This window comes from Rhodococcus sp. SMB37 (genome assembly GCF_004345605.1).
In the GTDB taxonomy this organism is placed as follows: Bacteria; Actinomycetota; Actinomycetes; order Mycobacteriales; family Mycobacteriaceae; genus Rhodococcus.
The window spans coordinates 431,485-455,513 of record NZ_SLVY01000003.1 but is presented as its reverse complement, the minus strand read 5'-3'; the positions used below and the strand labels follow the sequence as shown (position 1 = coordinate 455,513).

The window sequence follows — 24,029 nt, the reverse complement described above, 5'->3', positions numbered from 1 at the left end:
CGGGTAGTCGATCGTGGAAGCACACCGGATCCACGGTTTTCCACGTCCAATCCGAACTGCTCAGGCCAGCGCGTCACCCGCGCGAAAGATTGAGGCTAGAGCCTAGCCGGTGTCGCCACTGCACAACTTTCCCCCAGTCGTGCGGCTTTCCGTTGCCTCACGACCCAGGCAAGCCGGGCAACGGGAGGAAGTTTCGTGCGGGTGCGGTGTTCCGGTGAGCAGGACCGGCGAGCGCTCGAAAGCGGTGGGGTCTGCTTCCATGCGGGGGCCGAGATAGGGAGGTCGCCGCATGGGCACATTGGATGGCAAGGTCGCGTTCATCACCGGAGCAGGTCAGGGTGTCGGGCAGGGCGTCGCATTCGCGCTGGCGCGTGAGGGAGCCGCGATCGCGGTGACAGGTCGTACGGAATCGAAACTCGTCGACACGGTCGAACAGATCCGCGGGTTCGGGGGTGTCGCCGAACCGATCGCCTGCGACATCGCCGATACCGAGCAGATCACCGCCGCGGTGGAGCAGACCGTGGAGAAGCTCGGGGGAGTGGACATCCTCGTCAACAATGCGAGTCTGAACCCGCTCGGGCCGGTCCTCGACCTGACACCCGAACTGATGACGAAGGCCTACGCGTCCGGGCCCATCGCGTCGCTCCACGCGATGCAGGCCGTACATCCGATCATGAAGCAGCGCGGCGGCGGATCGATCGTCAACATGGTTTCCTCGGCCGCGGTGCGGTGGGACATGAGCGGCTACGGGGGGTACGCCTCCGTCAAGGAAGCGCTGCGCAGCCTGACGCGGGCCGCCGCCGCAGAGTGGGGTGTAGACGGCATCCGGGTCAACGCGGTCGCACCGCACGCCATGTCGCCCGGGTTGCAGTGGTGGACCGAGAATCGTCCCGAGGAGGCCGCTGCGTTCGTCGAGAGCATTCCGTTGCGTCGTATCGGCGATTGCGAGGAGGACATCGGGCGGGCCGTCGCGTGGATCGTCGGCGACGACGCCCGCTATCTCACGGGCGCTACCGTCCCCCTCGACGGTGGCCAGGCACGCTGGAGCTGACTTCCCTGATGGGCGTCGACCACAAATCAGGGGAGTCCCCGATGGTGCGTCGACGCGTCAGCGGGAAGGATGGTGCGCATGCCATCGCATTCGGCCCCCGCTGCCCGAGCCCAGAACCTGAAGAAAATCTACGGAACAGGTGAAACCGCTGTTCACGCCCTCGACGGTGTGACCGAAGATTTCGCTGCCGGTGAGTTCACCGCGATCATGGGCCCGTCCGGATCCGGTAAGTCCACCCTGATGCACTGCCTTGCCGGACTCGACAGTGCGACCTCCGGTGCAGTGCTCATCGGCGACACCGACCTCACGACGCTGTCCGACAAGGCGATGACGCAGCTGCGTCGTGACCGCATCGGCTTCGTCTTCCAGGCGTTCAACCTCGTCCCCACACTCACGGCACTCGAGAACATCACGCTGCCGCTCGACATCGCCGGTCGCAAGGTCGATACCGAATGGCTCGACACCGTGGTCGGCAGACTCGGGCTCGGCGACCGCCTCGACCACAAACCCGGCGAACTGTCCGGTGGCCAGCAGCAACGTGTCGCGTGTGCCCGCGCGCTGGCCGGACGGCCCGAGATCATCTTCGGCGACGAACCCACAGGCAACCTCGACTCGCACTCGTCCGGCGAGGTGCTGTCGATCCTGCGCGCCGCGGTCGACGAGTTCGAGCAGACCGTCGTGATCGTCACCCACGATCCGCGGGCCGCCGGATACGCCGACCGTGTCGTGTTCCTCTCCGACGGCCGCATCGTCGACGAGATGCGCGGGCCGACCGCCGACTCGGTGCTCGACCGAATGAAGCAGTTCGACACCGTCGTCAACGCACCCACGGCGCAGTAGGAGCCGGCGACCATGAGTGGGAATCCCATCCGCAAGGTTGCGCTGCGCAACCTCGCCGCACACAAGGTGCGGCTTGCCCTGACGGTGCTGTCGGTGGTGCTCGGCACCGCCTTCATCACCGGGTCGTTCGTGTTCACCGATACTCTCCAGCGCACGTTCGACGACATCTTCGGTGATGTCGCCAAGGGCGTCGACGTCCGCGTCAGCAGCGAAGAGTTCGGTGCGAGCGGTGTGCCCGTCGAAGACATCACGCTGGTCGACGCACTCGACGGCGTCGAACGCACCGCGCCGACGATCGGCGGCGGGCTCATCGTGCTCGGCTCCGACGGCGCCGCGATCCAGACCGGCGGTGCACCCGCCGAAGGCTACGCGTGGTTCCCCCCGGAACAGGCAGTCGGAGAACCCGAGGTCTTCGTCGAGGGCACCCCGCCCACGGAGGTCGGGCAGATCGCACTCAACACGAGCGCAGCCGAACGCGGCGACCTGGCAATCGGGGACGAGACGAAGGTCCTGACCATGTCTCAGGGAATGGTTCCCGTCACGGTGAGCGGCATCTACGACCTCGACACCGACACCGGCGGATACATAGGCGTGCTGTTCACCGAGCAGCAGGCGAGCCAACTGTTCACCGACGGCACTCACGTCCAGTTCCTCGACATCGTCGGCGACGGTTCGATGAGTCCGGAAGCGCTGCGTGACGAGGTCGCTGCCGCGTTGCCCGACATGAAGGTGCAGACCGGCGCCGAAGTCACCGAGGAAACCCAGAATCAGGTGTCGGAGGCGTTGAGCTTCCTCAACTACTTCCTGCTTGCATTCGGTGGCATTGCACTGCTCGTCGGCACGTTCATCATCTACAACACTTTCTCGATGATCGTGGCTCAGCGCCTGCGCGAACTCGCGCTGCTGCGCGCGATCGGCGCGAGCCGGAAGCAGGTCGGCCGGTCGGTCACCCTCGAAGCGCTCGTCGTCGGTGTCATCGGCAGTGCGATCGGGATCGCGGCCGGTGTCGCGCTCGCATACGGCCTCCGCGCAGCACTCAATGCCGCGGATCTCGGACTTCCGTCCGGTCCGCTCCAGTTGGCGCCGCGCACCGTGATCGTCGCGCTGGTCGTCGGGATCATCGTCACCGTCGTCAGTGCCTATGCGCCTGCCAGGCGTGCCATGCATGTGCCGCCGGTGGCTGCAATGCGTGAGGAATCCACGGCGTCCGTCGAGTCTCTGAAGATCCGCACGATCGCCGGTGTCGTCGCTGCTGTCGTCGGTGCTGTGCTCGTCGCGGTCGGTTCTCGGAGCACCGGAGGTGGTGCTGCCGCGACTGTCGGAGCGGGAGCCTTCGCACTGATCCTCGCCGTGCTGCTTGCGGCACCCGCTCTGTCTCGACCGGTGGTGAAGGTTCTCGGTGCGGTGTTCGCACGGCCCTTCGGTGCGGTCGGACGGTTGGCCCGCACCAATGCGACTCGCAACCCGCGTCGAACCGCAGCAACCGCCTTCGCGCTGACACTCGGCCTGATGCTCGTGTCCGTCATCGGCGTGTTCGGCTCGTCCGCGAAGGCCAGCGTCGACGCACTGGTCGATACCGGAGTAAAGGCCGAGTTCGTACTCACCGGGCCGCCGATGTTCGGACTGCCGATCGCGGCAGAGAACGCTGCACGCGGTGTCGACGGAGTCGTCGAAGTGGTGTCCTCGCACGGTGTTCAGGCAACCATCGACGATGAGGCCGCATACGGCAGCGCGGTGACGGGTGGCGCCATCCAGGACGTTCTCTCTCTGGAGATGAAGGAAGGCACAGACGCGATCACGGGCGACCAGATGGTGGTGTCGGAGACCGCCGCGTCGGACAACGGCTGGCAGATCGGTGCCACTGTGCCGCTCACGAGCATGGACGGTGAGACGGTCGAGACCAGCGTCGTCGGAATCTATGCGGACAACCAGCTCATCGGACCGTGGATCATCTCGAACGAGCTGTACGAACAGTTCACCCCGGTGTCGTCGAGGTCGGCGCAGGTCGTACTCGTCAACACCGCGGACGGTGCCGATCCGGAGGCGGTCCGGGTGGGACTCGAGGACGCCACCAAGGACCTCGTGATCGTCCAGGTCATGGACCGCGATCAGTTCAAGGGGCAGCAGGCCCAGCAGATCGACATGCTCCTCGCCATCCTCTACGGACTGCTTGCACTCGCTGTCGTCATCGCGATCCTCGGCATCGTCAACACACTCGCGTTGTCGGTCGTCGAGCGGCGACGTGAGATCGGCATGCTCCGGGCCGTCGGGATGCAACGTGCCCAGGTGCGACGCACCATCTACATAGAGTCGCTGCTCATTGCGGTGTTCGGTGCGGTCGTCGGTCTCGTGCTCGGGCTGGTCTTCGGCTGGGCGTTCGTGAGTACCCTGGCCGATCAGGGACTCGATCGGATCTCGGTGCCGTGGGGCCAGGTCGTGGGGATGCTCATCGGTTCCGGTGTGGTGGGTGTGCTGGCCGCGCTGTGGCCGGGGCACCGGGCTGCGAAAACCCCGCCGCTCGAGGCCATCGCCGACATGTAGCCACACCACCGCCTCACCGCGCGGTGGGAGCGGAATCGGCGGGATACGAAGGCAATTCGTACTCGTCGGTTCCGCTCATCATTTTGATCATCACCGGGCGCAGAGGTCGCGAGGCCATCACCCGGGCCAGGGCGCGGCCGAGCATCGAGCCGAGCCGGGTGGTCTGCACCATCGCCGCGAGGCCGCCACCGGGCAGTTTCTTCGCCTTGTCGAGGAACGGCGTCACTGCGGTCTCGTATCGGCGCAGTGCATTCACCGGATCGGTCGGGCCGGCGGCGAGTTCCCCCGCGAGCAGATACGCGCCGACGAGGGCCATGGCGGTGCCCATGCCGCTCAGAGGCGACCCGCAGTAGCCGGCGTCGCCGAGCAAGGCCACCCGTCCGGCAGACAGATTCGGCACGTCGATGCGGGCCAGTTCGTCGAAGTAGAAGTCCGGGGCGTCGACCATCGCGTCGAGGATCTGCGGAGTCAGCCAGCCGGAGTCGGCCAGCATCCGGCGGAGGAGCCGCTGCTGTGCGTCGACGTCGCCTCGCAAGGCAGGATCAGCGTCGACGCGAAGCATCACGAGAGCCTTGGCCGTGTGCGGATCGGCGTCCGGCCGGAGTCCCACGGCGACACGCGGCTTCAGGTGCAAGCTCATCCAGCCTGGTTCGATGCCGGCTGGGGCCGGAACAGTGAAGTACGACGTGTAGCCGCCGAGATAGGTGGAGAACTGTTCCTCGGGCCCGAACGCGAGTCGTCGGGTCGCAGAGTGGACACCGTCTGCTCCGATGACCAGACCGAACCGTTGCCTCTTTCCCGAGGCGAAGAGGACGTCGACGCCGCCCTCGTCCTGGGTCATCGCCTCGATCCATTCGCCGTAGCGGTAGTCGAGGGTGCCGACGGTGTCGGTCAGCGCGTCCAACAGCACCTGGTTCAGGTCGCCGCGGGTGATCTCGATATCGGCGACCGGGCCTTTCCCGTCGAACATTTCGGTGGGCATCCGGACATACGCGCGCCCACGGCGATCGACGTATTCCATTCCTTGCTCGTCCAGTCGGTGCGTCAGGATGCCCGGGATCAGACCCATTCGCTGTGCGACTTCCCGGCTCGGCCCTCGTAGATCCACCGCCTGACCGCCGGGGCGCGGTGCACTCGCTCGCTCCACCACGGTGGTGCGGATACCGGCGCGAAGCAGTTGTAACGCCACGGCATTGCCTGCGATTCCGCCGCCGCTGACGAGAACGTGAAGATCGGTGTCCATGCTCGTACCTTCCGTAGAACGAATGTCTTAGACAAACGTCTCACACAGCGCGGCCCATGTCTAGAACAAATGTCTCAGACGTTCTTGCTAGGCTGCCGCCATGGGAAACCGAGAGGACCTACTGGCGGGAGCCCGCAAAGCAATCCTCGAGCAAGGACTGGCCAAGGTCACGGCACGCGACATCGCGACGGCGGCCGGGGTCAGTCTGGCTGCCATCGGCTATCACTTCGGCTCGAAGGACCGCCTCGTCACCGAGGCGCTGACCGAAGGCGTCGGCAGTGGTATCGGCGACCGGATGGGCGACGCGATCCGCAGCGCGGGTGACGGCCCGCCCCTGTACGACACGCTCGGTCGAACTTGGGACCAGATGGTCGCCATTTTGGGTGACCACCGCGAAGACCTGATGCTGACCTTGGAGAACCTGGTGCGTATCGCGCGCGCCGAGGATTCTCGGCACTACATGGCCGAGGCATCCGAGCATGCCTACGCAGACCTCGCCGCAGCGCTGCGTGAGACCCACCCGGACCTTCCGCCGGCGCAGGCGCACGCACTGGCGAAGTTGCTGTTCACCCTGTTCCAGGGGATCGCGATGCTCTGGCTTGCAGCACCCAGCGCCGAATTGCTCGACGGTGACGATCTGACACTTGCTGTCGACGCCTTGAAGAAACTGTGATCGTCCCGGCGCCGACGGCTGCCGTGTGCAGGCGTGCAGCGAGCGGGTTGTCCACAGGCAGTCGATTCATCCACAGATTCCGGTCCGTGGACCCCTCCCTGGACCGGTAGTCGTATGCGCCCCCTATGCTTTCGCGGCAGGGGGTGGAAACGACATGGATCTGCACGACCTTGCAGGGTGGAATCCGGACGCACTGGAGGAGTTGGGTGCCCACCTCGGCGATCGTGCCGAGGAACTGGACCGTATCGCCGGCGACATCCGCCGGGCCGCCATGTTCGGGGGAGCCTGGACCGGCGATGCCGCGGATGCCGCAGCGGTATCGCTCCGAATGCTCGTCGATACCCTTGATGTCCAGGCCGATTCGTATCGCCGGGTGAGTGCGTGCGCAGCGATGGTGGCTCCGAAACTACGTGCTGTGCGTGCCGAACTCGCGGCTGCACACACCTGGGCTGACGAACACGGGCTCGTCATCGGAGTAGACGGCACACTCACCGACGCCCCCGGTCGAATCGGACCCGAACCCGACACCGACCGCAGTGCATTGCGTGCGCGACTCGACTCGGTGCTTCGGCGCGCACAAGAACTCGACCATGAGGCGGCATCGATGCTCGCACGCACCTTCCCTGATGAGAGTGTCGTGTCGGCAACGCAGTTCGTCCACACATCCATGAGATTTCCGGCGATGGGGCCCTTTCCCGATCCAGCATCGGACCCGGGTGCTGTGGCCGCATGGTGGAACAGTCTCGGCCCCTTCGACCGCACCGTGCTGCTCACCGAGCACCCGGAGCGAATCGGTGGGCTCGACGGGATACCCTCCGACGTCCGCGACCTCGCGAACCGCGCGTTGCTCGGAATCGAACGAGAGCGGCTGGAGGGAGTTGTCCTGCAACTGCAGGAAGAGTTGGAGAGCAACGTATTCGGCGGTCTGCTCTCCAACGCCGACGCGGGGCTCGAGCAGACCCTGAACAAGCTCGCTGCGCTCGATGCGATCGACCGCACGCTCACGCTGGACGACCGCAGGCTGCTGGCGCTCGACATGTCCGGCCGTGAGGCGATGGCCGCGGTCGCGGTGGGCGACATCGACACTGCCGACCACATCGCGGTCTACACTCCGGGAGCAGGATCGACAGTGCAGGGCAACCTCCACGGATACGACCAGCAGGTTTCTGCGTTGCGCGACGAAGCCCAGCGAGAACTCGGCCGTGTCGACCGAGGCTCCGAGACCGTCGCCGCCGTCACCTGGATGAATTATCAGGCACCGCATTTCGGTTGGGGGCTGGCCTTCACCGAACGCAGTCCCGTCTCGGATCTGTCCGCGACGCTGGGCGCGCCGCGCCTGGCCACGTTCCTCGACGGGCTCGATGCGTCCCGACCCGACTCGCCACCGCATGTGACCGCGATCGGTCATTCGTACGGAGCCTTCGTGACGAGTCTCGCGTTGCAGCAGGGGGCAGAGGCCGACAAGGCGGTCTTCGTCGGCGCCGCCGGGCTCGGTACCTCCGACGTCGGCTCACTCGGCGTGGCGCCTGGGTCGATGTACCTCATCGAGGCGGATGGAGACTTCATCGCCGACACGGGGATCTTCGGCGGCGACCCCAGTCACCTTCCAGGTCTGACCCATCTGTCCAGCGATGCGGGAGAAGATGTTTCGGGTGTTCAGCGCACCGCCTCCGAAGGGCACAGCTCCTATCTGGTGCCCGGCTCCATGAGCACCTACAACATTGCGGTCGTCGTAGCGGACACCGCCGACGAACGGAGTGTCCGATGAGCGAATTTCCTGTTCTCCGCGTATGCATCGTGGCAGCGGTGGTGGCGACGATGACCGGATGCGCCACAGCGAGATCCAGAGCTGTTCCCGAGCCTGTCGCCGACTCCACCGATGCAGCCGTCGAGTACTACCTCCAAGTCCAGCGCGACGTCGTGGACGCACTGTCCGAGGAATTTCCCGACCTCGAGTTCTCCGAGAAATACGCGCGCACGAACGCGGGGTGCACCCTTGCCGACGGAACTTACGGAATGTCGGTGCACCTGCCCATCCAAGGCAGTTCGAACCCGGTACCCGTGGCCGATCTGCAGCGTGCGGCCGACCTGTTCGAACGCACCGCCGCCGATGCCGGCTTCCACGGACGTCAGGTCCTGCCACCTGACACGGGGTTCTCGATGCGGATGTTCGCTGCCGACGGTTCGTACATCACCTTCGGCAGTTATGTGGCCGCGATCGTCGGACTGACCGTCGGGTGCTACCGGATCTGAGCATCGAATTCGGTTACGCTCGTGCGGTCCGTGACGATCTTGACGAAGAGGCGGTGACGATGCGTCCTGTACTCGGCGTTGCCGTCGATGACGGTGAAGTCTCCGCGGTCCTCGTCGACGCCGACGTTCCGCAGCTCGGCCCCTTCGACTCGCAGCGCTGGGCGGCGGAACCGGATGCGTCGCAGTCCGACGCCGTCGCCCGGGCCGTGACCTCGATGACGGAACGGGCAGAGAACGCGTCGCTGACCGTCGGAACGATCGGTCTGGTCGCCCTGCCGAGCGGCGAGGCCGATACCGACGCCGTCGCGGAGGCTGTCCGCGCGGTGAGCGAGGCACCTGTCGAAGTGGTCCCACTCGACGGCGCACGGCTCGCGTACTTGGCCGGAGCACCCGAACTCGCCGAGACTCCCGTCCTGGCCATCCACACTCGCACCGGCGGCGTCGAGTCGGTGTCGATCGTCGACACCGGCTCGCGGACGGTGCTGTCGTCGGTAGTGCGCGGCGGCGACGATCTCACCGGCCACCCCGACGCCCTGCCCGACACGATGGACGAAGCACTCGCCCGGGCCGGAGTCTCACCCGCGGCGTTGGTCTTCCTGGACCTCCGCCCCGGCGACGCGGCGCCCGCCCGGGAACTCTCCACGATCCTCGGCGTCCCGTTCGTGACGCCGCACGGTGTGCCGTGGCATCGCTCTACCGGAGCGGCCCTGGTCGCGTCGCGTCGCAGTCGAGTGCAGCCCGCTGCCGCGGCGGGTGCGGCAGCGACCCGCCGGAACCTGGCCCTGATGGTCATCGTCATCGCTCTCCTCGCAATGCTCGGCGGCGGGCTGGCGCTCGCGATGGGTGTATCCGGCGGTGGGTCCGACGACCAGGGCAGCTCCGAGCCGCCGGGTGGTTCCCAGGGGCAGAGTGCGATACCCGGCACCACCGACCTCGCGCCCGAAGCCGACACCCCGGAGCTGTGGGATCGCCTCGCGCCGCATTCTGTTCCCCGCGATGCGGGTACTCCCGGCGATGCAGGTTCACCCCCGGACCCGGCACCTCACGGCAGTGATCCGTGCGGCGCTGCGCAGCCTGCGTCGTGGCCGGCCCGTGGGTCCGACCCCGCCCCGAGCCCTGCACCGCTCCCCGCACCCGAACACGCTCCGGAGCCCGTAGCTCCCTGCGACCCACCGGTCGACCCGGCGCCCTGACCACTGCGGGCAGGTTCCGGGATGATCGCCGCAAGGTGAGGCGTTGATATCCCACATGGATGTCGCATTGTCGCTGCTGGACCGCTCCCGCACTCGGGAAGGGCAGGACGACGCGTCGGCACTGCGGCAGACCCTGCACCGCGCGGAACTCGCGGAAGCCGCCGGGTATCAACGATTCTGGGTCGCCGAACATCATGCGGTACCGGGCGTGGCATCCGGCACCCCGGCACTGCTGATCCAGGCCCTCGCCGATCGGACACGACACATCCGGGTCGGGTCGGCCGGTGTCATGCTGCCCAATCATCAACCGATCGTCGTCGCCGAACAGTTCGCGACACTCGAAGCACTGCACCCGGGCCGGATCGATCTGGGTGTCGGGCGGTCGCTCGGCTTCACCGCACCCATTCGCGAGGCCTTGCGCACCACCCGCGCCGATCCGGACGACTTCGCCGCAGATATCGACGAACTACGCGCGTATCTCGACGACACGGCGACGGTGTCGATCAGGCCACGTGTCGCGCAACCACCTCCACTGTTCGTGCTGGGGACCGGCGCCGGCCTTCGAGTGGCAGCACACCTGGGCCTACCCGCCGTCGTTGCGGGTCCGATCCTGACGCAGGGACCGGAACCGTTCGATCGTTATCGCGCCGACTACCGACCCAGCGTGGCGAATCCCGAGCCGTACCTGGTGATCGGCGCCGACATCCTCATCGCCGACACCGATGCGGATGCCGCCGATCTGCTGCTGCCGGAAGGGTGGGCGATGGCGCTGTCCCGAGAGCGCGGATTCTTCCCGCCGCTGTCGCCGGTGGAGGCGCTGCGACGTCTGCCGGTCACCGAGCGCCGACAGCGGGTCCTCGAGGGTACGGCGGCCGCCGCGATCGTCGGCACCGAGGACCGGGTCGCCGAACAGATCGAGAAACTCGTCGCGACGACAGGTGCGGCCGAGGTGCTGAGCTCGGCGTCCACTTTCGACGTCGATGCGCTCTACGCATCCGATGCGCGGCTCGCGCGACTGTTCGGCGTTGGCAGGGTCAGCGCCGCCCCCGCATCCCGCATCGCGTCCGCATCGGAGGCCACCACCACGTCTGCGAACCGCGACCGGTAGTCGCCGAGATCGTCACCGACCGATCCCACCACCGCGACGACAGGCACTGAACCACTGCGCGCCAGAATCGCCGAGATGATCTTGCCGGCGCGCGACTGCCCGTCGAGTCGTCCCTCTCCGACCACCACGAGGTCGGCGGTAGCGAGCGCGTCGTCGAAACCTGCCACATCCAGCACGTAGTCGGCGCCGGGGCGCAATTCGGCGTCGAATCGGGCCCACATTCCTCCCGAGAACCCGCCGGCTGCACCCGTGCCGTCCACGTCCCGAGGATCGCATGGCAATGACGCGGCGGCCTCGTGTAGTCGCGTCGTCAACAGCTCGACGGTCGCGGGGTCGGCGCCTTTCTGCGGTCCGAACACGCGAGCGGCGTCGGTGTAGCGGGTGGTGACATCGGTGAGCACGACGACGGAGGCAGAGCACAGGCCACCGGCGTCTTCGATCGCGGCGAGCGCCCCGAGGCCACCGTCGGTGGTGGCCGACCCGCCCGCGGCCACGACGATCTGCCGCGCACCGCGCTTCGCCGCGGCGGCCATGATCATCCCGGTGCCGTACGTGTCCGCGGTGGCGGCATCGCGAACACCGTTGTGTGCGGTCGTGATTCCACTGACCGTGGCGAGCTCGACGATCGCGGTGCCGTCGGGGGACAGGCCGAAGAAGCCGCGGCACGGGGCCCGCCACGGGTTGACCGCGTCGACCTCGATATGTTCGAGGCCGAGCGGAACCGTGAGGACGTCGAGCGTGCCCTCACCGCCGTCGGCCACGGGCATACGGATCGTCTCGTGACCCGCGGATACCGCTCCGGCAGCGATTGCATCGGCGACCTCGGCGGCGGTGTAGGTGCCCTTGAAACTGTCGGGTGCAATCAGAATCCTCATGCGCGGACGATCCATTCGAACGCGTCGGCCTCCGACCGTGCCCCCTGCCTTGCACGGGACCGGTTCGGCTCGTCCAGTTCGGCGACGACGTCCTCTCCGAGCCGGACGATGTCGGCGAACACCTGCGGAGAGAGCCACGACGGACGGGTCGCGAAGAGCAGGTCCTCGCTCGCGGTGTTCCCGCTCGCTCCGGGTGCGAACGGGCAACCGCCGAGTCCGCCGAGCGCGCCGTCGACGACGTTCGCACCGGCCTCCACGGCAGCGAGGCTGTTCGCGACACCCAGACCCCACGTGTCGTGGCCGTGGTAGACGATCCGACGATCGGGCGACTCCGCGCGGATGCGCGAGACGAGGTCGCTGACCTGCGCGGGGACGGCTTGGCCGAGGGTGTCCGCGACGACGACGTCGGCCGATCCGTCGGCCCGTGGGTCGCACGCGATCTCGAGGACACGGTCCGGGTCGACGGGTCCGCCGAACGGGCAGGTGAACGATGTCGCCAGACACAACTGGATGCTGCCGCCCGCGGCGCGGGCCAGTGCCACGGCGGCGGGCATGGCCGCGAGGCTGTCTTCGGTGTCGCGCCCGATGTTCGCGCGGTTGTGGGAATCGGACACCGAGAAGCAGTACTGGAACCGCCGCGCTCCCGCAGCGAGTGCCTTCTCCACGTGCCGCGGGGTGGCCACCCAGATCCAGCAGCGATCGAGTTCTTCCTCGGTGAGCGCCGACACCAGTTCGAGGGTGTTCGCCATCGGCGGCACCAGGTCGGCGCGCGCCAGCGACCCGATCTCGAGTTCCGGTATCCCCGCGGCGAGGAGGGTGCGCACGATCTCGACCTTGCGCTGCGCCGGGAGCAGCTTCCCGGTGAGTTGCAGGCCGTCGCGCAGGGTCACATCCCGCAGGATCACATCGTGCCCGGTCGACTGTGTATCCACGTCGTGCCTCTCATCCATCGAGCCATGTTGTGCCGAGTATCCTCGCGCCGCGATTGGTACACCAATCGGGGACACACCGCCCGGGTTCTGTCGGTTTTGTGACAGGTGACACTATCGTTGCGACCTGGATGGGGACTTGCCGGAAGGTATTTGAGAAATGGGAGCGTTCGTCGGGAAAGCGCTGCTGTGGTGTGCGCTGCTGGCAGGGCTGATCGGATCCGGGATCGCGGTGTACGCCCTGCACGTGAACGGGGCAGTGGGCTCGCTCATCGTCGCATCGGTCGCGGGGCTCGTGCTGTTGCGCCTGCGGCCGGAGGTGGGAGACGAGGAGGCCGGCGACGAAGCCCCTCACGACGCGGCAGTGACATGACATCGGCCGGGACCTGACGTCTGCCGGTCCACACCACCACCTGATCGGATACGCGCCACCGTGGCTCGGTGGCACTCGCCGATGGGCGCACGGTGCGGTTTCGGCCGGTATGCTGAGCGGTCGGGCGTCCGCACGGGCGTTTCGCACGGAGGAACCTACGACGGTTCCCCCGGGACGTCGAAGAGGAGCATCGGTTCGTGTCGTTGTGGTCACGTGCGCTTTCTGTCGATGAGCTCGACGACCGAACCTGGCTCGAGCTCATGCCGTGGCTCGATCGCTACGGATCTGCGCGCACGGCAGCGTTGAATGCGCTCGCGCCGACACCGAGCTGGTGGGAATCGCAGTCACCGGCGCAGACCGCCGCCGACACCGAGATCCCGGAGCTCTGCGCGGAACTGTCGCGGATCTACGTCACCGACCACCCCGAACTGCGGTTCGCGGACGGGCTGATCCGCACCGTCGAAGTCGCCGTGGAAGCCCTCGACCTGGGGGTGTCGGCCGCGACGATCGTCGCGCGCCTGCCACATGCCCCTACCACCGCGGAGCTGTTCAGCCGCAGCCCCGCCGACCTGTTCGACGTGCGCGGCGCCGACAGCGACGCGGTCTACGAAATCGTTTGTGCGGCTCTCGTACTCACGGTGCTGCGCGACCCTTCCACACTCGGGCCGGAAGAGTCGGCAGCGCCTGTCCCGGCGCTCGCGCTTCTCGTCGACGATCTCGCTGCCGTCGCCCGATGGCGCACGCTGTGCAATGAGCGGGATCGCCCTCTGCTCAACATCGGCCTCGACACGGGGGCGCCCGAAGAAATCCAGGAGGCCGTCGCACGACTCGGGGCGATCGCCGCCCGGGATCTTCCCGTGGGGGCTCCGGCCGACCCGGTGACCGAACTCGCTGAATACGTTGCGTCGTTGCCCGGCGCCGAGCGCGAAATCCTGCGCCGTCGCATCCACGACGATGTCGACGCCGATTCGTCCCAACCGTCGACGTTCCCGTTCGGGACCGCGGTGGGTGACTTCCTGGCCGCGCTACGCACCGACGTACGCCCCGTGGCCTCGTTCGACCGGATCCTGCGTGATCGTCCCGTGCTGGCGCAGGTGGTGCCGGGGCTCGACGCGCCGTTGTGGAAAGTCCTCGACCGCCTCGACGATCGCTGCACCGTCGCAGACGGATGGATCGCCGTGCCCGATCTCGCCGAAGCGGAGAAGCAGACCCGTGCCCTGCTCGGCGAATTCGAATCCGCGAACGGAGTGGTGCAACCCGCAGGGGTCGCCGCGATATGGCAGCTACCGGCCGACGAATTCGAATCGTGGATGCAGTACTGCGGAACCACCATGTTCGAAGGCCGGATTCTCACCGCTCAGGGCACCGTCGCGGGTCACGCCGCGCAGATTCTCGAGGTGATCGGCGACCCGCTCTCCGCCGAAACACTCGTCGCACGCATGGACGCGAACATCGACATCCACAGCGTCGTCGAAGAGCTCGGTGACGACGACCGGTTCACCGTCACCGAGGACGACGGACTGTGGGGTCTGCTCGAATGGGAGACCGACCTCGTCACCGCCGTCGCGACACGCATCGCTCGGCTCGTCGACGGTGCTGCCGGCTCGATCGAGCTCGACAAGGTGGCCGAAGCGCTGGTCCAGCGATTTTCGATCTCCGATGCGTCCGCCCGGGTGTTTGCGGCGAGCGGGGATTTCGAAGTCGTCGCGGAGTGTGTCCGCCGTCGGCGTCGCACCCACGTACCCGCTTTGCCCCCGGAACGCACCAAACGCCTGTACCGGCTCGATGAGCACTGGCGGCTGCGGATTCCCGTCACTCGCGACCACATGCGCGGCGCGGAGGTTCCGATTCCGTCCGCTGTCGCGGGCATCGTCGGGTGCGAGCCCGGTGCCGAGACGGTGCTGAGGTCGAGGCTCGGGCCTCAGATGCTGCGATGGACCGGGCCGGTTCCGCAGCTCGCCTCGGTGCGTCGGTTCCTCGACGAGATCGGTATCGACGAGTACGGCGAGCTGTTTCTCGAAGTCCGGTCGGACGGCCGGTTCGACGTGCTGCCGCTGCGCACGTTCGCCTCGAATGCCGACCCGCTCCGCAAAGCGCTCGCGCTCATCGGCTACACGACGCCGGAGGTCGTGCCGGAAGCGAACGTTCCGGCCGCGTTCGCGACCGCGATCGGGCTCGACGGCGAGACTCGCCCACGCCGCATCCTCAGCGCGTACCGTGCACGTCACGAAGCCGAGGTGGTCTCGTTGCTCGAGAGTGCGTGGGTGCGCGTACCCAGCGGTCAGGATCGTCCCCGGCTGTGAGTAGGGTCGCCGGGTGGTGCATCGGGGGTGCGTCGTAGCACGATGGTGCACATGAACGACCTGCCGAATCCCGACGTTTCCGGTGCGATCCCCGAGGATGCGATCGTGCGTGCGCTGGCGGGTGTCGTCGGATCGGTCGAAGCCGCGATCGTGCGGCTCCGAGGCGACGACGCCGAACCCGACACCGTCGAGAAGGTCCTGGCGGCAGCGGGCGCTCCCGATCTCGGCGACGTCGTCGCCCACCACAACGCGTTGACGCGCGCGATCGCGATCGTCGATCACCGTGGAGCGCTCCCCGAGAAGGAGTGGATCACGGTCGCGGAACTCGGCCCGCTGCTCTCCTCAGTGGTCCAGCGGCTCCGCGCGCATGCCTTCGAGCTCCTGGGCCCGGTCGAGCCCGAGATCACCGTGTCGGCACACATCGCGTTGCTGCTCACGATGGCCGACGACGGCCGATTCGGTGAGACGCTGCAGCTGCTCGTGCTCGTCGAGGACGCCACGACCATGTGGCAGCGCCTGCGAATCGAACGCGCCCGCACCGCTGAACCGGACGAACGGAGCGAGGTTCTCAGCGCTGCACGCATCCTGCTCGCCGAGCATTTCGAGCAGGATGGCGAATTGCTTCGCCGCGGACGCCGCGCGCTCGCCCGGCTCGCCGAAGGCACCCCGCTCGAGGTCGTCAAACGACTGTCCTCACCGCGCACCATGCGCACGCTTGCCAGGCTGCGGGAGGACCTCGAGGATTTCCGTTCGGCATGCCGAGCCGACGCGGCAGGATGGCTCGTCGACGAGGATCCCGAGGTCGCCGACGCGCTGGATTCGATCGACAGTCCGCTCAAATCGGTGGGCGGTGTTCTCGGCCGAGGCCTCGCGAAGGTATCCGACGCGCGGCACCGCGCAGGCGAGAGCGATGGCGAATCCGAGGAGCCCGCCCGCGAACGGGACTAGGTGGTGCGGGTCGACACCTAGGGTGCGTATCTGCGGGGTCGTGCCCGCGGGACAGTAGTGGAGCCGGTTTCTCCGGCCGTCCGGAACGAATGGACGCCACCTCTGCCGCAACCCCGGGTGTGATTCCATGGCCGCCGCCACTGTTGTTGTCCACGAACCATTTCCACTGTCTCCCGCCCAGCGTGGGTTGTGGTTCGCTCAACAGCTCGCACCGCGTGTGCCGATCTGCATCGCACAGTACGTCGACATTCGTGGCGCGCTCGACGTCGACCTGTTCCGTCGGATCTCGCTCGTCGCCGCACACGAGTTCCAATCGGTGTTCCTCCGGCTCGTCGACATCGACGGCGAACCCCATCAGGTGGTTGCGCCTCCTCCGGATGCCGAACTGGGCGTGCACGATTTCCGTGCGGCGCCCGACCCGGAGGCGGCGGCGCACGAGTGGATGGACCACAACCACACCGCCGGAATCGATCTCACCGACGACCCACTGACCGAGGCCGCTCTGCTCCAGGTCGCCGACGACCGGTACTTCTGGTACACGCGCATCCACCACATCGCACTCGACGGGCACGGCGCCGCGACGATGGTCGATCGGGTCGCCGAGTTGTACACCGCAGAGTTCGAGAATCGGGAACCCCAGCCGAATCGCGCCGCCGACCTGCGCACACTCCAGCAGATCGACCACGACTACCGCGCCTCCCGCCGGTACGAGCAGGACCGTGACCACTGGGCAGAACGGCTTCACTCACGCTCGGCCGCAGTCACACTCACCGACAAGATCGCACCACCCGCGGTCCGCAGCCGGGTTGCCCGTGCCGCGCTCACCGAGGAGACGACAGCCCGGCTGGATGCGTCCGGAGCCGATGTGGCCGCGCGGATCGTTGCGGCGTTTGCGTGCCACCTCGCACAGACGACCGGGCGGCAGGCCGTGCTCGTCGACATCCCCGTCTCCGCGCGCACTACCGCGGTGCTGCGTCGGTCCGGAGGCATGCTCGCCAACGTCGTCCCCCTGCTCGTGACGGTGCGCACCGACGACACCGTGGGCACGCTCGTCGATCGGGTCCGGCTCGAACTCACCGGTGCGCTGCGTCATCAGCGGGGGAACGTCGAGGACATCCTGCGTGAGTTGGGCGCGGATGCCGCTGCCCGGCGGATCTCGTCGCCCGTCGTCAACGTGATGCTCTTCGACCGGCAATGGCGATTCGGACCCTGCACGGCCGATTTCCACATCCTCACCGCAGGCCCGGTGCCGGACATCATGATCAACATCTACCGCTCCGGTCACCCGCCGAGGACGATCGTCGAGATCCGCGCCAACCCCGGTCGGTACACCGACGACGAGGTGCATCGGCACCATGCACGACTCCTCGACCTCGTCGATGCGTTCGCGTTCGCGTCGTCGGACACGCCGCTGACCGGGATCGGGGTGATCGACGTGCCCGGCGCAGTCGGCGGCGCAGCAGGAGTGAACGGCACGACGATGCCCGAGGTCCTCGCGGCCGCCGTCGCCGCGAATCCGCAGGGTGTCGCGGTGCAGTACGAGGGCCACACCGTCACCTACGCAGAACTCGACGCGGTCTCCGACCGGATTGCCCACGCCCTGCGAGCCTCGGGGGCCGGGCCGGAGACGGTCGTGGCCGTCGCGATCGCGCGGTCGATCGAATCGGTGGTGGCGCTGTGGTCGGTCGTCAAGAGCGGCGCAGCATTCGTGCCCGTCGACCCCTCGTACCCCGCCGAACGGATCGCGCACATGCTCACCGATTCGGCCGTGGCGGTGGGGCTCACCACGCCGCAGTTCCGCGCAGCGCTGCCCGACGGGGTTCGATGGCTCGAGCTCAGGGAGGGCCTGCCCGCTGCGGAGTTCACGGCGTGCGCGCCCGCGCCCGTACACCTGGACGGGGCTGCCTATCTGATCTACACGTCCGGATCGACCGGCCTTCCCAAGGGCGTCACCATCACCCACCGCGGCATCGCCGACCTTGTCGCAGAGCAGCGTGACCGCTTCGGCGGGCACCCCGGTGCCCGTGTGCTGCACTGCGCTTCCCCGAGTTTCGATGCTTCCGTGTTCGAGATCCTGTGGGCTGCGGGTGGCGCAGCACGTCTGATCGTGGTGCCGCCCGCCGTGATGGGTGGCGACGAACTCGCCGAGATTCTCGATCGTCACGACGTCACCCACGCTGTCCTCACGCCCACCGTGTTGTCCACGGTGCCGCGGCTCCCGAACTCCCTGCACACACTGGCGGTAGCGGGGGAGGCATGCCCGGACGAACTCGTCGAACGCCTGGCCCCCGGGCGAACGATGATCAACGGCTACGGGCCGACCGAATCGACCGTTATGTCGAATGCCGCGACGATCATGGCCAGTGAACAAGTGACGATCGGTGGTCCGGTCCGTGGGCTCACCGAAACCGTCCTCGACGACCGGCTGCGGCCCGTCCCCGTCGGGGTGGCCGGGGAGCTGTACGTGGCCGGCCCGGCGTTGGCACGCGGCTACCGCAATCGCGAGGCGCTCACCGCGGCACGTTTCGTCGCAGCGCCGGGCGGTGCACGGATGTACCGGACCGGCGACGTGGTGCGCTGGCGGCGACTGCCCGACCGCACCCTCGTCCTCGACTACGTGGGCCGCTCCGATTTCCAGATCAAGATCCGAGGTATCCGGGTCGAACTCGGCGAGATCGACGCAGCCCTGGTCCGCCACCCCGTCGTCGCCGCGGCGGTGACGGTCGGACGCCCTGATCCGTCCGGTGATGTCGTTCCCGTCTCGTACGTCGTTCCCACCGCGGGCGAGCCCGCCCTTCCTACCGCGGGCGAGCCCGACGCGCGTGAGCTCACCGCGTACCTGCGCGGCTGCGTGCCCGCCCACCTGGTGCCTGCCGCGATCGTCGTTCTCGACGAGCTGCCCGTCACCCCCGTCGGGAAACTCGACCGCAACGCCCTGCCGGAACCGGTGTTCGGCGCCGGGAGCGCCGTGTTCGCCGCACCGGAGGGGGACGCCGAACACGCTGTCGCGGCGGTGTTCACCGAGGTCCTCGGGCTCGAGCGAGTGGGTCGCAGCGACCACTTCTTCGACCTCGGCGGCAATTCCCTCAGCGCGACCCGCGCGGTCGCCCGTGTGAATGCTGCACTCGGAGTGGGGCTCGGCGTCCGCGATCTGTTCGCGTCGCCGGTCGTTGCGGATCTCGCTGCTTGCGCAGGCAGTGCTGCGCCTGCAGCGGGATTCGTCCCTGCCGGACGCCGCCCCGGCCGGGTTCCACTGGCGCCCGCTCAGCAGCGCATGTGGATCGTCAACCAGGTCGACACGGCTTCGCCCGCGTACAACGTGCCTATCGCCTTGCGCGTCACCGGCGACCTCGATGTCGACGTGCTGCGCGCGGCCTTCGCGGACGTCGTCGCGCGACACGAACCGCTGCGCACCCGCTACCCGTCGTCGGAGTCCGGGCCATACCAGGAAGTCCTCGACGACACGGCGTTCGATTTCACGCCTGTGCCCGTGTACGGAGAAGACGGCATGCTCGTTGCACTCCGCGACCTCGCGTCCGCGGGGTTCGACGTGAGCCGCGATGTCCCGGTTCGCGTCGCGCTGCTGCAGGTCGGGCCCGCAGATCACGTCGTCGTGATGGTCGTACATCACATCGCGGCCGACGGCGCGTCGACGCTGCCGCTCGCACGCGACACGATGCTCGCCTACACCTCCAGGCTTCACGGGCACGCACCCGGGTGGGCTCCGTTGCCGGCGCGCTACACCGACCACGCGCTGCGGCATCTCGCCCGACTCGGCGATGCCACCGACCCGCAGTCCTTGCTGGCGCGGCAGATCGGTTTCTGGCGTTCGACGCTCGACGGCGCCCCCGAACTCCTCGACCTTCCCGTCGACCGACCTCGTCCCGCGCGGCGCACCCACCACGGTGCTGCTGTGTCGTTCGAGATTCCTGCAGAACTGACGTCGGGTGTGGTTGCAACGGCCCGCGCCCACGACGCAACACTCTTCATGGTGATGCACGCAGCATTCGCCATTCTGCTCGAACGGATCACCGGTGCAACGACACTGGCGATCGGGACTCCCGTGGCGGGCCGCGGGGCCGCCGAACTCGACGACATGGTCGGCATGTTCGTCAACACGGTCGTGCTCCGCTCCGACATCGATGCATCCGCGTCGTTCGGTGAACTCCTCGACCGCACCCGCGACCGCGACCTGGACGCCTTCGACCACGCGGACGTGCCGTTCGATCAGGTCGTGCAAGCGCTCGACCCCGCGCGGTCGACGTCGCACACTCCGCTGTTCCAGGCTCTGCTCGAGTTCCGCAACATCGCACCTACCCGCGTCGAACTGCCCGGCCTCGTGATCGACACCGTCGACGTGGCACCGCCGGTAGCCAAATGCGAACTCTACCTCGCCGTGGAAGAGCCGCGGGACGGGAACGCAACTTCAGCCGAGTTCGGATACAGCACAGATATCTTCGATGAAGTGACAGTTCAGCGCTTCGCCGCGGAGTTCACGCGGATCCTCGACGCGGTCGTCGCCCGACCCGACCGCGAGGTCGGCGAGATCGACATCCTGAGTACGAGCGAACGCACCGATCTCGTGCCGGTGTCGGGTCGGCCGATAGAACCCACTGTCACCCTCCCGCGGCTGCTGGCGCGCGGCGCGACGATCGGCGGCGACGCCGTCGCGGTGGTGTGCGGCAGCGACCACCTCACCTACCGCGAACTCGACTCGCGCTCGAACCGGCTGGCGCGCCGGCTCATCGATCTCGGAGCGGGCCCTGAGACGGTGGTTGCGGTCGCGCTGACTCGCTCGGTCGAGTCGGTCCTGGCGCTGTGGGCGGTCGCGAAAACCGGTGCCGCCTTCGTTGCGGTCGACCCGAAGTACCCTTCCGCGCGGATCGAGCACATGATCGAGGATTCCGACGCGACCATCGGAGTCACCGTCGAGAAATTGCACGCCGACCTACCATTCCAGCGGTGGGTGGTGCTCGACGACCCGGCCGAAAGTGACATGATCGCAGCCTGTTCCGACCGCGCGATCGCCGACATCGACCGTCGCGCACCGCTTCGCCCCCACCAGGCGGCCTATCTCGTCTACACCTCGGGATCGACAGGAACTCCCAAGGGTGTCGTGGTCACTCACACGGGACTTGCTGGATTCGTCGAAGAGCAGCGCACGAGGTTCGTCCTCGGATCGCGGTCGCGGGTGCTGCATTTCGCCTCACCGAGTTTCGATGCCGCGATCCTCGAACAGCTGTGGGCCTTCGGGTCGGGCGGGTGCTTGATCGTTGCCCCGCCGACGGTCTACGGCGGTAGCGAGCTCGCTGATCTTCTCGCCCGAGAACGTGTCACACACATCGCCTTGACACCATCGGTGCTCGCGACCCTCGACCCTGCCGGGCTCGGGCACCTGCGTACCGTCGTCGTCGGTGGGGAAACCTGCCCGCCCGAACTCGTGGCGCAGTGGGCACCCGGACGCGACATGGTCAACACCTACGGGCCGGCCGAGAACACCATCCAGACCAACGCCGGTACACCGCTGGTTCCGGGCGGACATGTCGAACTGGGTGGCCCCATTCGCGGAATCACCGAACTCGTCCTCGACCACCGCCTCCGCCCGGTTCCCGTCGGAGTAGTGGGAGAGCTGTACGTGAGCGGACCCGCCGTGGCCCGCGGCTACCGGAACCGACGCGGCGGCACGGCGTCCCGGTTCGTCGCCGATCCGTCCGGGAAGCCGGGGGAGCGGATGTATCGGACCGGCGACCTCGTGCGGTGGCGCCGCGCTGCCGACGGCACACTCACGCTCGACTACGTCGGCCGCAGCGACCTACAGGTCAAGATCCGCGGATTCCGCATCGAACCCGGTGAGATCGAATCGGTGCTCCTCGACGCCCCCGGAGTAACCCGCGCGGTCGTCACCGTGCGCCGCGACCGCCTCGACGGCTATGTCGTTCCGATTCCCGGCACAGACTTCGTCGCCGACGATGTTCGCGCCCACGCCCAGACGCGACTCGCTCCGCACATGGTGCCCGCGACCCTCACCGTGCTCGACACGCTCCCCGTCACCCCCAACGGAAAACTCGACCGGGCGGCCCTGCCGATCCCCGACCTCACCGAGGGGCGCCGGCCCTACCGGGCGCCACGCGATGAGACGGAGAATGCCGTGGTCTCCGCGTTCGCCGGAACTCTCGACATCCCACGAGTGGGCCTCGACGACGACTACTTCACCCTCGGCGGCACCTCACTCGGCGCGACGGCGGTGGTCGCCGCGCTGGCGGAGTCCCTCGGCCGTCCCGTCCCGGTGCAGTGGATCTTCACTCACCCCACCCCAGGGTCCTTGGCTCGACGCCTCGTCGATTCGCCGGCGTGTGAAGACTCATTCGACGCGGTGATCCCGTTGCGCGAGGGCGGGTCCGGGGACCCGCTGTTCTGCGTGCACCCCGCTGCGGGCCTGGCGTGGTGCTTCGCCGGACTCGCACGGCGTGTCGACGACCGGCCCGTGTACGGGTTGCAGTCGCCGCTGCTGGCCGATCCTGATCGCGTTGTCGACACCCTCGCTGGTCTTGCCGCCGCGCACGTCGAAAGCATCCGGGCGACGCAACCGCACGGTCCGTACCACCTGCTCGGCTACTCGGTGGGCGGGCAGATCGCCCACGAGATCGCAGCTCAGCTCGACGCCGCGGGGGAGGTGGTCGCTACGTTGACCATGCTCGATACCCACCTGCAGGACGAAGCGCCGGACGCGGAGATCATCGCCGCCGAGATCGAGGCAGCCGGCCCAGGATCCGCGCGACAGCACCGGGACCTCCTACACAACGCCTTCAGTCGGACCGTCGGCTTCGCCACCGGACACCGACCGACCGCACGACCCGCCGCTGACCTGGTGTTCTTCGCATCGGCCGACGCCGTCGCCGCGCGGATGCCCGATCCCGTCGAAGTCTGGCAACCGCACATCGACGGGCACATCGTCACCCACCGCCTCGACGTCACGCACCGGGACATCACCGGGCCGCACGCACTCGACCAGATCACCCCGGTCCTCGCGGACCACCTCCGGAAAGGCCGACCATGACCGACCAGACCAATGTTCTCCGTGGCCGCCGATCCGGCATCGAGCCGGTGAGCGTCTTCGACGATGTCCGGGACGACGAGCATCCCCGCACCGGGGAACTGCGTCGCTGGGCGGTCGATTTCCTGTGCAGCCCGCACGACGAGCTCGGACGCAGCGGCGCGGTCTGCCCGTTCGCGGCGCCGTCGATCGGCCGAGGGCTGTTCTATGCGGTGTTCGTGCGGGGTGCGGTCGACGCGCAGCGGATGCGGGACGTCGCCGACGACCTCGCAGAGCTCTTCCCGCATCTGTCGCCGGCCTCCGGGCCGGACGCGGCACTCAAATCCGTCGTCGCGGTATTCCCCGACGTCACGGACTACGAGGTGATCGACCTGGTGCAGAACGAGCGCAAGTCGGAGTTCGTACTCGGTGGGCTGATGCTCGGCCAGTTCTATCCGGGATGCACGGTGTCCGGTCTGAGGAACGGTGCGTTCCGGGCGCTCGACGCACCGCTGCCCATGCTCGCCGTACGGCACATGGTGGGCTCGGATTTTCCGTTCCTCGCATCGCAGCGTGAGTGGGTCCTCGCGTACCTGAAGAAGTTCGCCGCGAGTGTGCCGTCGATGGTCCGGGCCGACATTGCCGACCGCGTGATGATGTCCTGAG

General features: G+C 67.8%; 15 protein-coding genes and 1 pseudogene. 13 read left to right on the top strand and 3 right to left on the bottom strand.

Going from position 1 to position 24,029, the window contains the following annotated elements; translation table 11 throughout:
- The first annotated feature begins 289 nt into the window (after positions 1-289).
- From EV641_RS07700 to EV641_RS07690, 3 genes are all read left to right on the top strand, one after another.
- The gene (locus EV641_RS07700) at positions 290-1,051 is read left to right on the top strand and encodes an SDR family oxidoreductase (protein WP_054719760.1); all 762 of its coding nucleotides are present in this window, start codon (positions 290-292) and stop codon (positions 1,049-1,051) included.
- Between the two features lie 78 nt (positions 1,052-1,129).
- Positions 1,130-1,891 carry an ABC transporter ATP-binding protein gene (locus EV641_RS07695; RefSeq protein WP_132471349.1) on the top strand — a complete coding sequence of 254 codons (762 nt, stop codon included), beginning with the start codon at positions 1,130-1,132 and terminating at the stop codon, positions 1,889-1,891.
- A 12-nt stretch (positions 1,892-1,903) separates the two neighbouring features.
- Entirely contained in the window at positions 1,904-4,432 is a 2,529-nt protein-coding gene (locus tag EV641_RS07690; protein WP_132471348.1) for an FtsX-like permease family protein, read from the top strand.
- A gap of 13 nt (positions 4,433-4,445) precedes the next feature.
- Here EV641_RS07690 and EV641_RS07685 read toward each other — a convergent pair whose 3' ends face one another.
- The gene (locus EV641_RS07685; protein ID WP_054717389.1) at positions 4,446-5,675 is read right to left on the bottom strand and encodes an FAD-dependent monooxygenase; all 1,230 of its coding nucleotides are present in this window, start codon (positions 5,673-5,675) and stop codon (positions 4,446-4,448) included.
- A gap of 100 nt (positions 5,676-5,775) precedes the next feature.
- Here EV641_RS07685 and EV641_RS07680 point away from each other — a divergent pair, with 100 nt between their 5' ends.
- The 5 genes and pseudogenes from EV641_RS07680 to EV641_RS07660 form a co-directional block, all read left to right on the top strand.
- Entirely contained in the window at positions 5,776-6,348 is a 573-nt protein-coding gene (locus EV641_RS07680) for a TetR/AcrR family transcriptional regulator (RefSeq protein WP_054717386.1), read from the top strand.
- 154 nt (positions 6,349-6,502) lie between these two features.
- The gene (locus EV641_RS07675) at positions 6,503-8,116 is read left to right on the top strand and encodes an alpha/beta hydrolase (protein WP_132471347.1); all 1,614 of its coding nucleotides are present in this window, start codon (positions 6,503-6,505) and stop codon (positions 8,114-8,116) included.
- Positions 8,113-8,601 (top strand): LppA family lipoprotein, encoded by a 489-nt coding sequence (locus tag EV641_RS07670; RefSeq protein WP_054717383.1) that lies wholly within the window; start codon positions 8,113-8,115, stop codon positions 8,599-8,601. The genes EV641_RS07675 and EV641_RS07670 overlap by 4 nt, the downstream gene beginning before the upstream one ends.
- 59 nt (positions 8,602-8,660) lie before the next feature.
- Positions 8,661-9,794, top strand: a complete 1,134-nt coding sequence (locus tag EV641_RS07665) for a hypothetical protein (protein WP_199233175.1) — start codon at positions 8,661-8,663, stop codon at positions 9,792-9,794.
- Positions 9,795-9,849: 55 nt separating this feature from the next.
- Positions 9,850-10,806 (top strand): annotated as a pseudogene (locus EV641_RS07660) (MsnO8 family LLM class oxidoreductase); the annotation flags it as partial.
- Here the strand turns inward: EV641_RS07660 and EV641_RS29675 are convergent.
- Positions 10,782-11,777, bottom strand: a complete 996-nt coding sequence (locus EV641_RS29675) for a glycerate kinase (RefSeq protein WP_132471345.1) — start codon at positions 11,775-11,777, stop codon at positions 10,782-10,784. The pseudogene EV641_RS07660 and the gene EV641_RS29675 sit on opposite strands and share 25 nt — an antisense overlap.
- Positions 11,774-12,727 (bottom strand): hydroxymethylglutaryl-CoA lyase, encoded by a 954-nt coding sequence (locus EV641_RS07650; protein ID WP_199233174.1) that lies wholly within the window; start codon positions 12,725-12,727, stop codon positions 11,774-11,776. Before EV641_RS07650 ends, EV641_RS29675 begins: the two co-directional genes overlap by 4 nt.
- A gap of 139 nt (positions 12,728-12,866) precedes the next feature.
- Between EV641_RS07650 and EV641_RS07645 the strand changes: the two genes are divergently transcribed.
- The 5 genes from EV641_RS07645 to EV641_RS07625 all read left to right on the top strand — a co-directional run bounded on the left by EV641_RS07645 (position 12,867) and on the right by EV641_RS07625 (position 24,028).
- Entirely contained in the window at positions 12,867-13,079 is a 213-nt protein-coding gene (locus tag EV641_RS07645; protein ID WP_132471344.1) for a hypothetical protein, read from the top strand.
- A 197-nt stretch (positions 13,080-13,276) separates the two neighbouring features.
- Positions 13,277-15,382 carry a hypothetical protein gene (locus EV641_RS07640; RefSeq protein WP_132471343.1) on the top strand — a complete coding sequence of 702 codons (2,106 nt, stop codon included), beginning with the start codon at positions 13,277-13,279 and terminating at the stop codon, positions 15,380-15,382.
- A 51-nt stretch (positions 15,383-15,433) separates the two neighbouring features.
- Positions 15,434-16,330, top strand: a complete 897-nt coding sequence (locus tag EV641_RS07635; RefSeq protein WP_132471342.1) for a hypothetical protein — start codon at positions 15,434-15,436, stop codon at positions 16,328-16,330.
- 127 nt (positions 16,331-16,457) lie between these two features.
- Positions 16,458-23,387: a non-ribosomal peptide synthetase gene (locus EV641_RS07630; RefSeq protein WP_132471341.1), complete on the top strand. Its 6,930-nt coding sequence runs from the start codon at positions 16,458-16,460 to the stop codon at positions 23,385-23,387.
- Entirely contained in the window at positions 23,384-24,028 is a 645-nt protein-coding gene (locus EV641_RS07625; protein WP_054718074.1) for a DUF6875 domain-containing protein, read from the top strand. The genes EV641_RS07630 and EV641_RS07625 overlap by 4 nt, the downstream gene beginning before the upstream one ends.
- Position 24,029: the final 1 nt, after the last annotated feature.

Coding starts and splice junctions, on each gene's coding strand:
- EV641_RS07700 (WP_054719760.1), top strand. CDS start 290: ATGGGCACATTGGATGGCAAGGTCGCGTTCATCACCGGAGCAGGTCAG.
- EV641_RS07665 (WP_199233175.1), top strand. CDS start 8,661: ATGCGTCCTGTACTCGGCGTTGCCGTCGATGACGGTGAAGTCTCCGCG.
- EV641_RS07690 (WP_132471348.1), top strand. CDS start 1,904: ATGAGTGGGAATCCCATCCGCAAGGTTGCGCTGCGCAACCTCGCCGCA.
- EV641_RS07695 (WP_132471349.1), top strand. CDS start 1,130: ATGCCATCGCATTCGGCCCCCGCTGCCCGAGCCCAGAACCTGAAGAAA.
- EV641_RS07645 (WP_132471344.1), top strand. CDS start 12,867: ATGGGAGCGTTCGTCGGGAAAGCGCTGCTGTGGTGTGCGCTGCTGGCA.
- EV641_RS07630 (WP_132471341.1), top strand. CDS start 16,458: ATGGCCGCCGCCACTGTTGTTGTCCACGAACCATTTCCACTGTCTCCC.
- EV641_RS29675 (WP_132471345.1), bottom strand. CDS start 11,777: ATGAGGATTCTGATTGCACCCGACAGTTTCAAGGGCACCTACACCGCC.
- EV641_RS07680 (WP_054717386.1), top strand. CDS start 5,776: ATGGGAAACCGAGAGGACCTACTGGCGGGAGCCCGCAAAGCAATCCTC.
- EV641_RS07650 (WP_199233174.1), bottom strand. CDS start 12,727: ATGGATGAGAGGCACGACGTGGATACACAGTCGACCGGGCACGATGTG.
- EV641_RS07635 (WP_132471342.1), top strand. CDS start 15,434: ATGAACGACCTGCCGAATCCCGACGTTTCCGGTGCGATCCCCGAGGAT.
- EV641_RS07670 (WP_054717383.1), top strand. CDS start 8,113: ATGAGCGAATTTCCTGTTCTCCGCGTATGCATCGTGGCAGCGGTGGTG.
- EV641_RS07625 (WP_054718074.1), top strand. CDS start 23,384: ATGACCGACCAGACCAATGTTCTCCGTGGCCGCCGATCCGGCATCGAG.
- EV641_RS07675 (WP_132471347.1), top strand. CDS start 6,503: ATGGATCTGCACGACCTTGCAGGGTGGAATCCGGACGCACTGGAGGAG.
- EV641_RS07685 (WP_054717389.1), bottom strand. CDS start 5,675: ATGGACACCGATCTTCACGTTCTCGTCAGCGGCGGCGGAATCGCAGGC.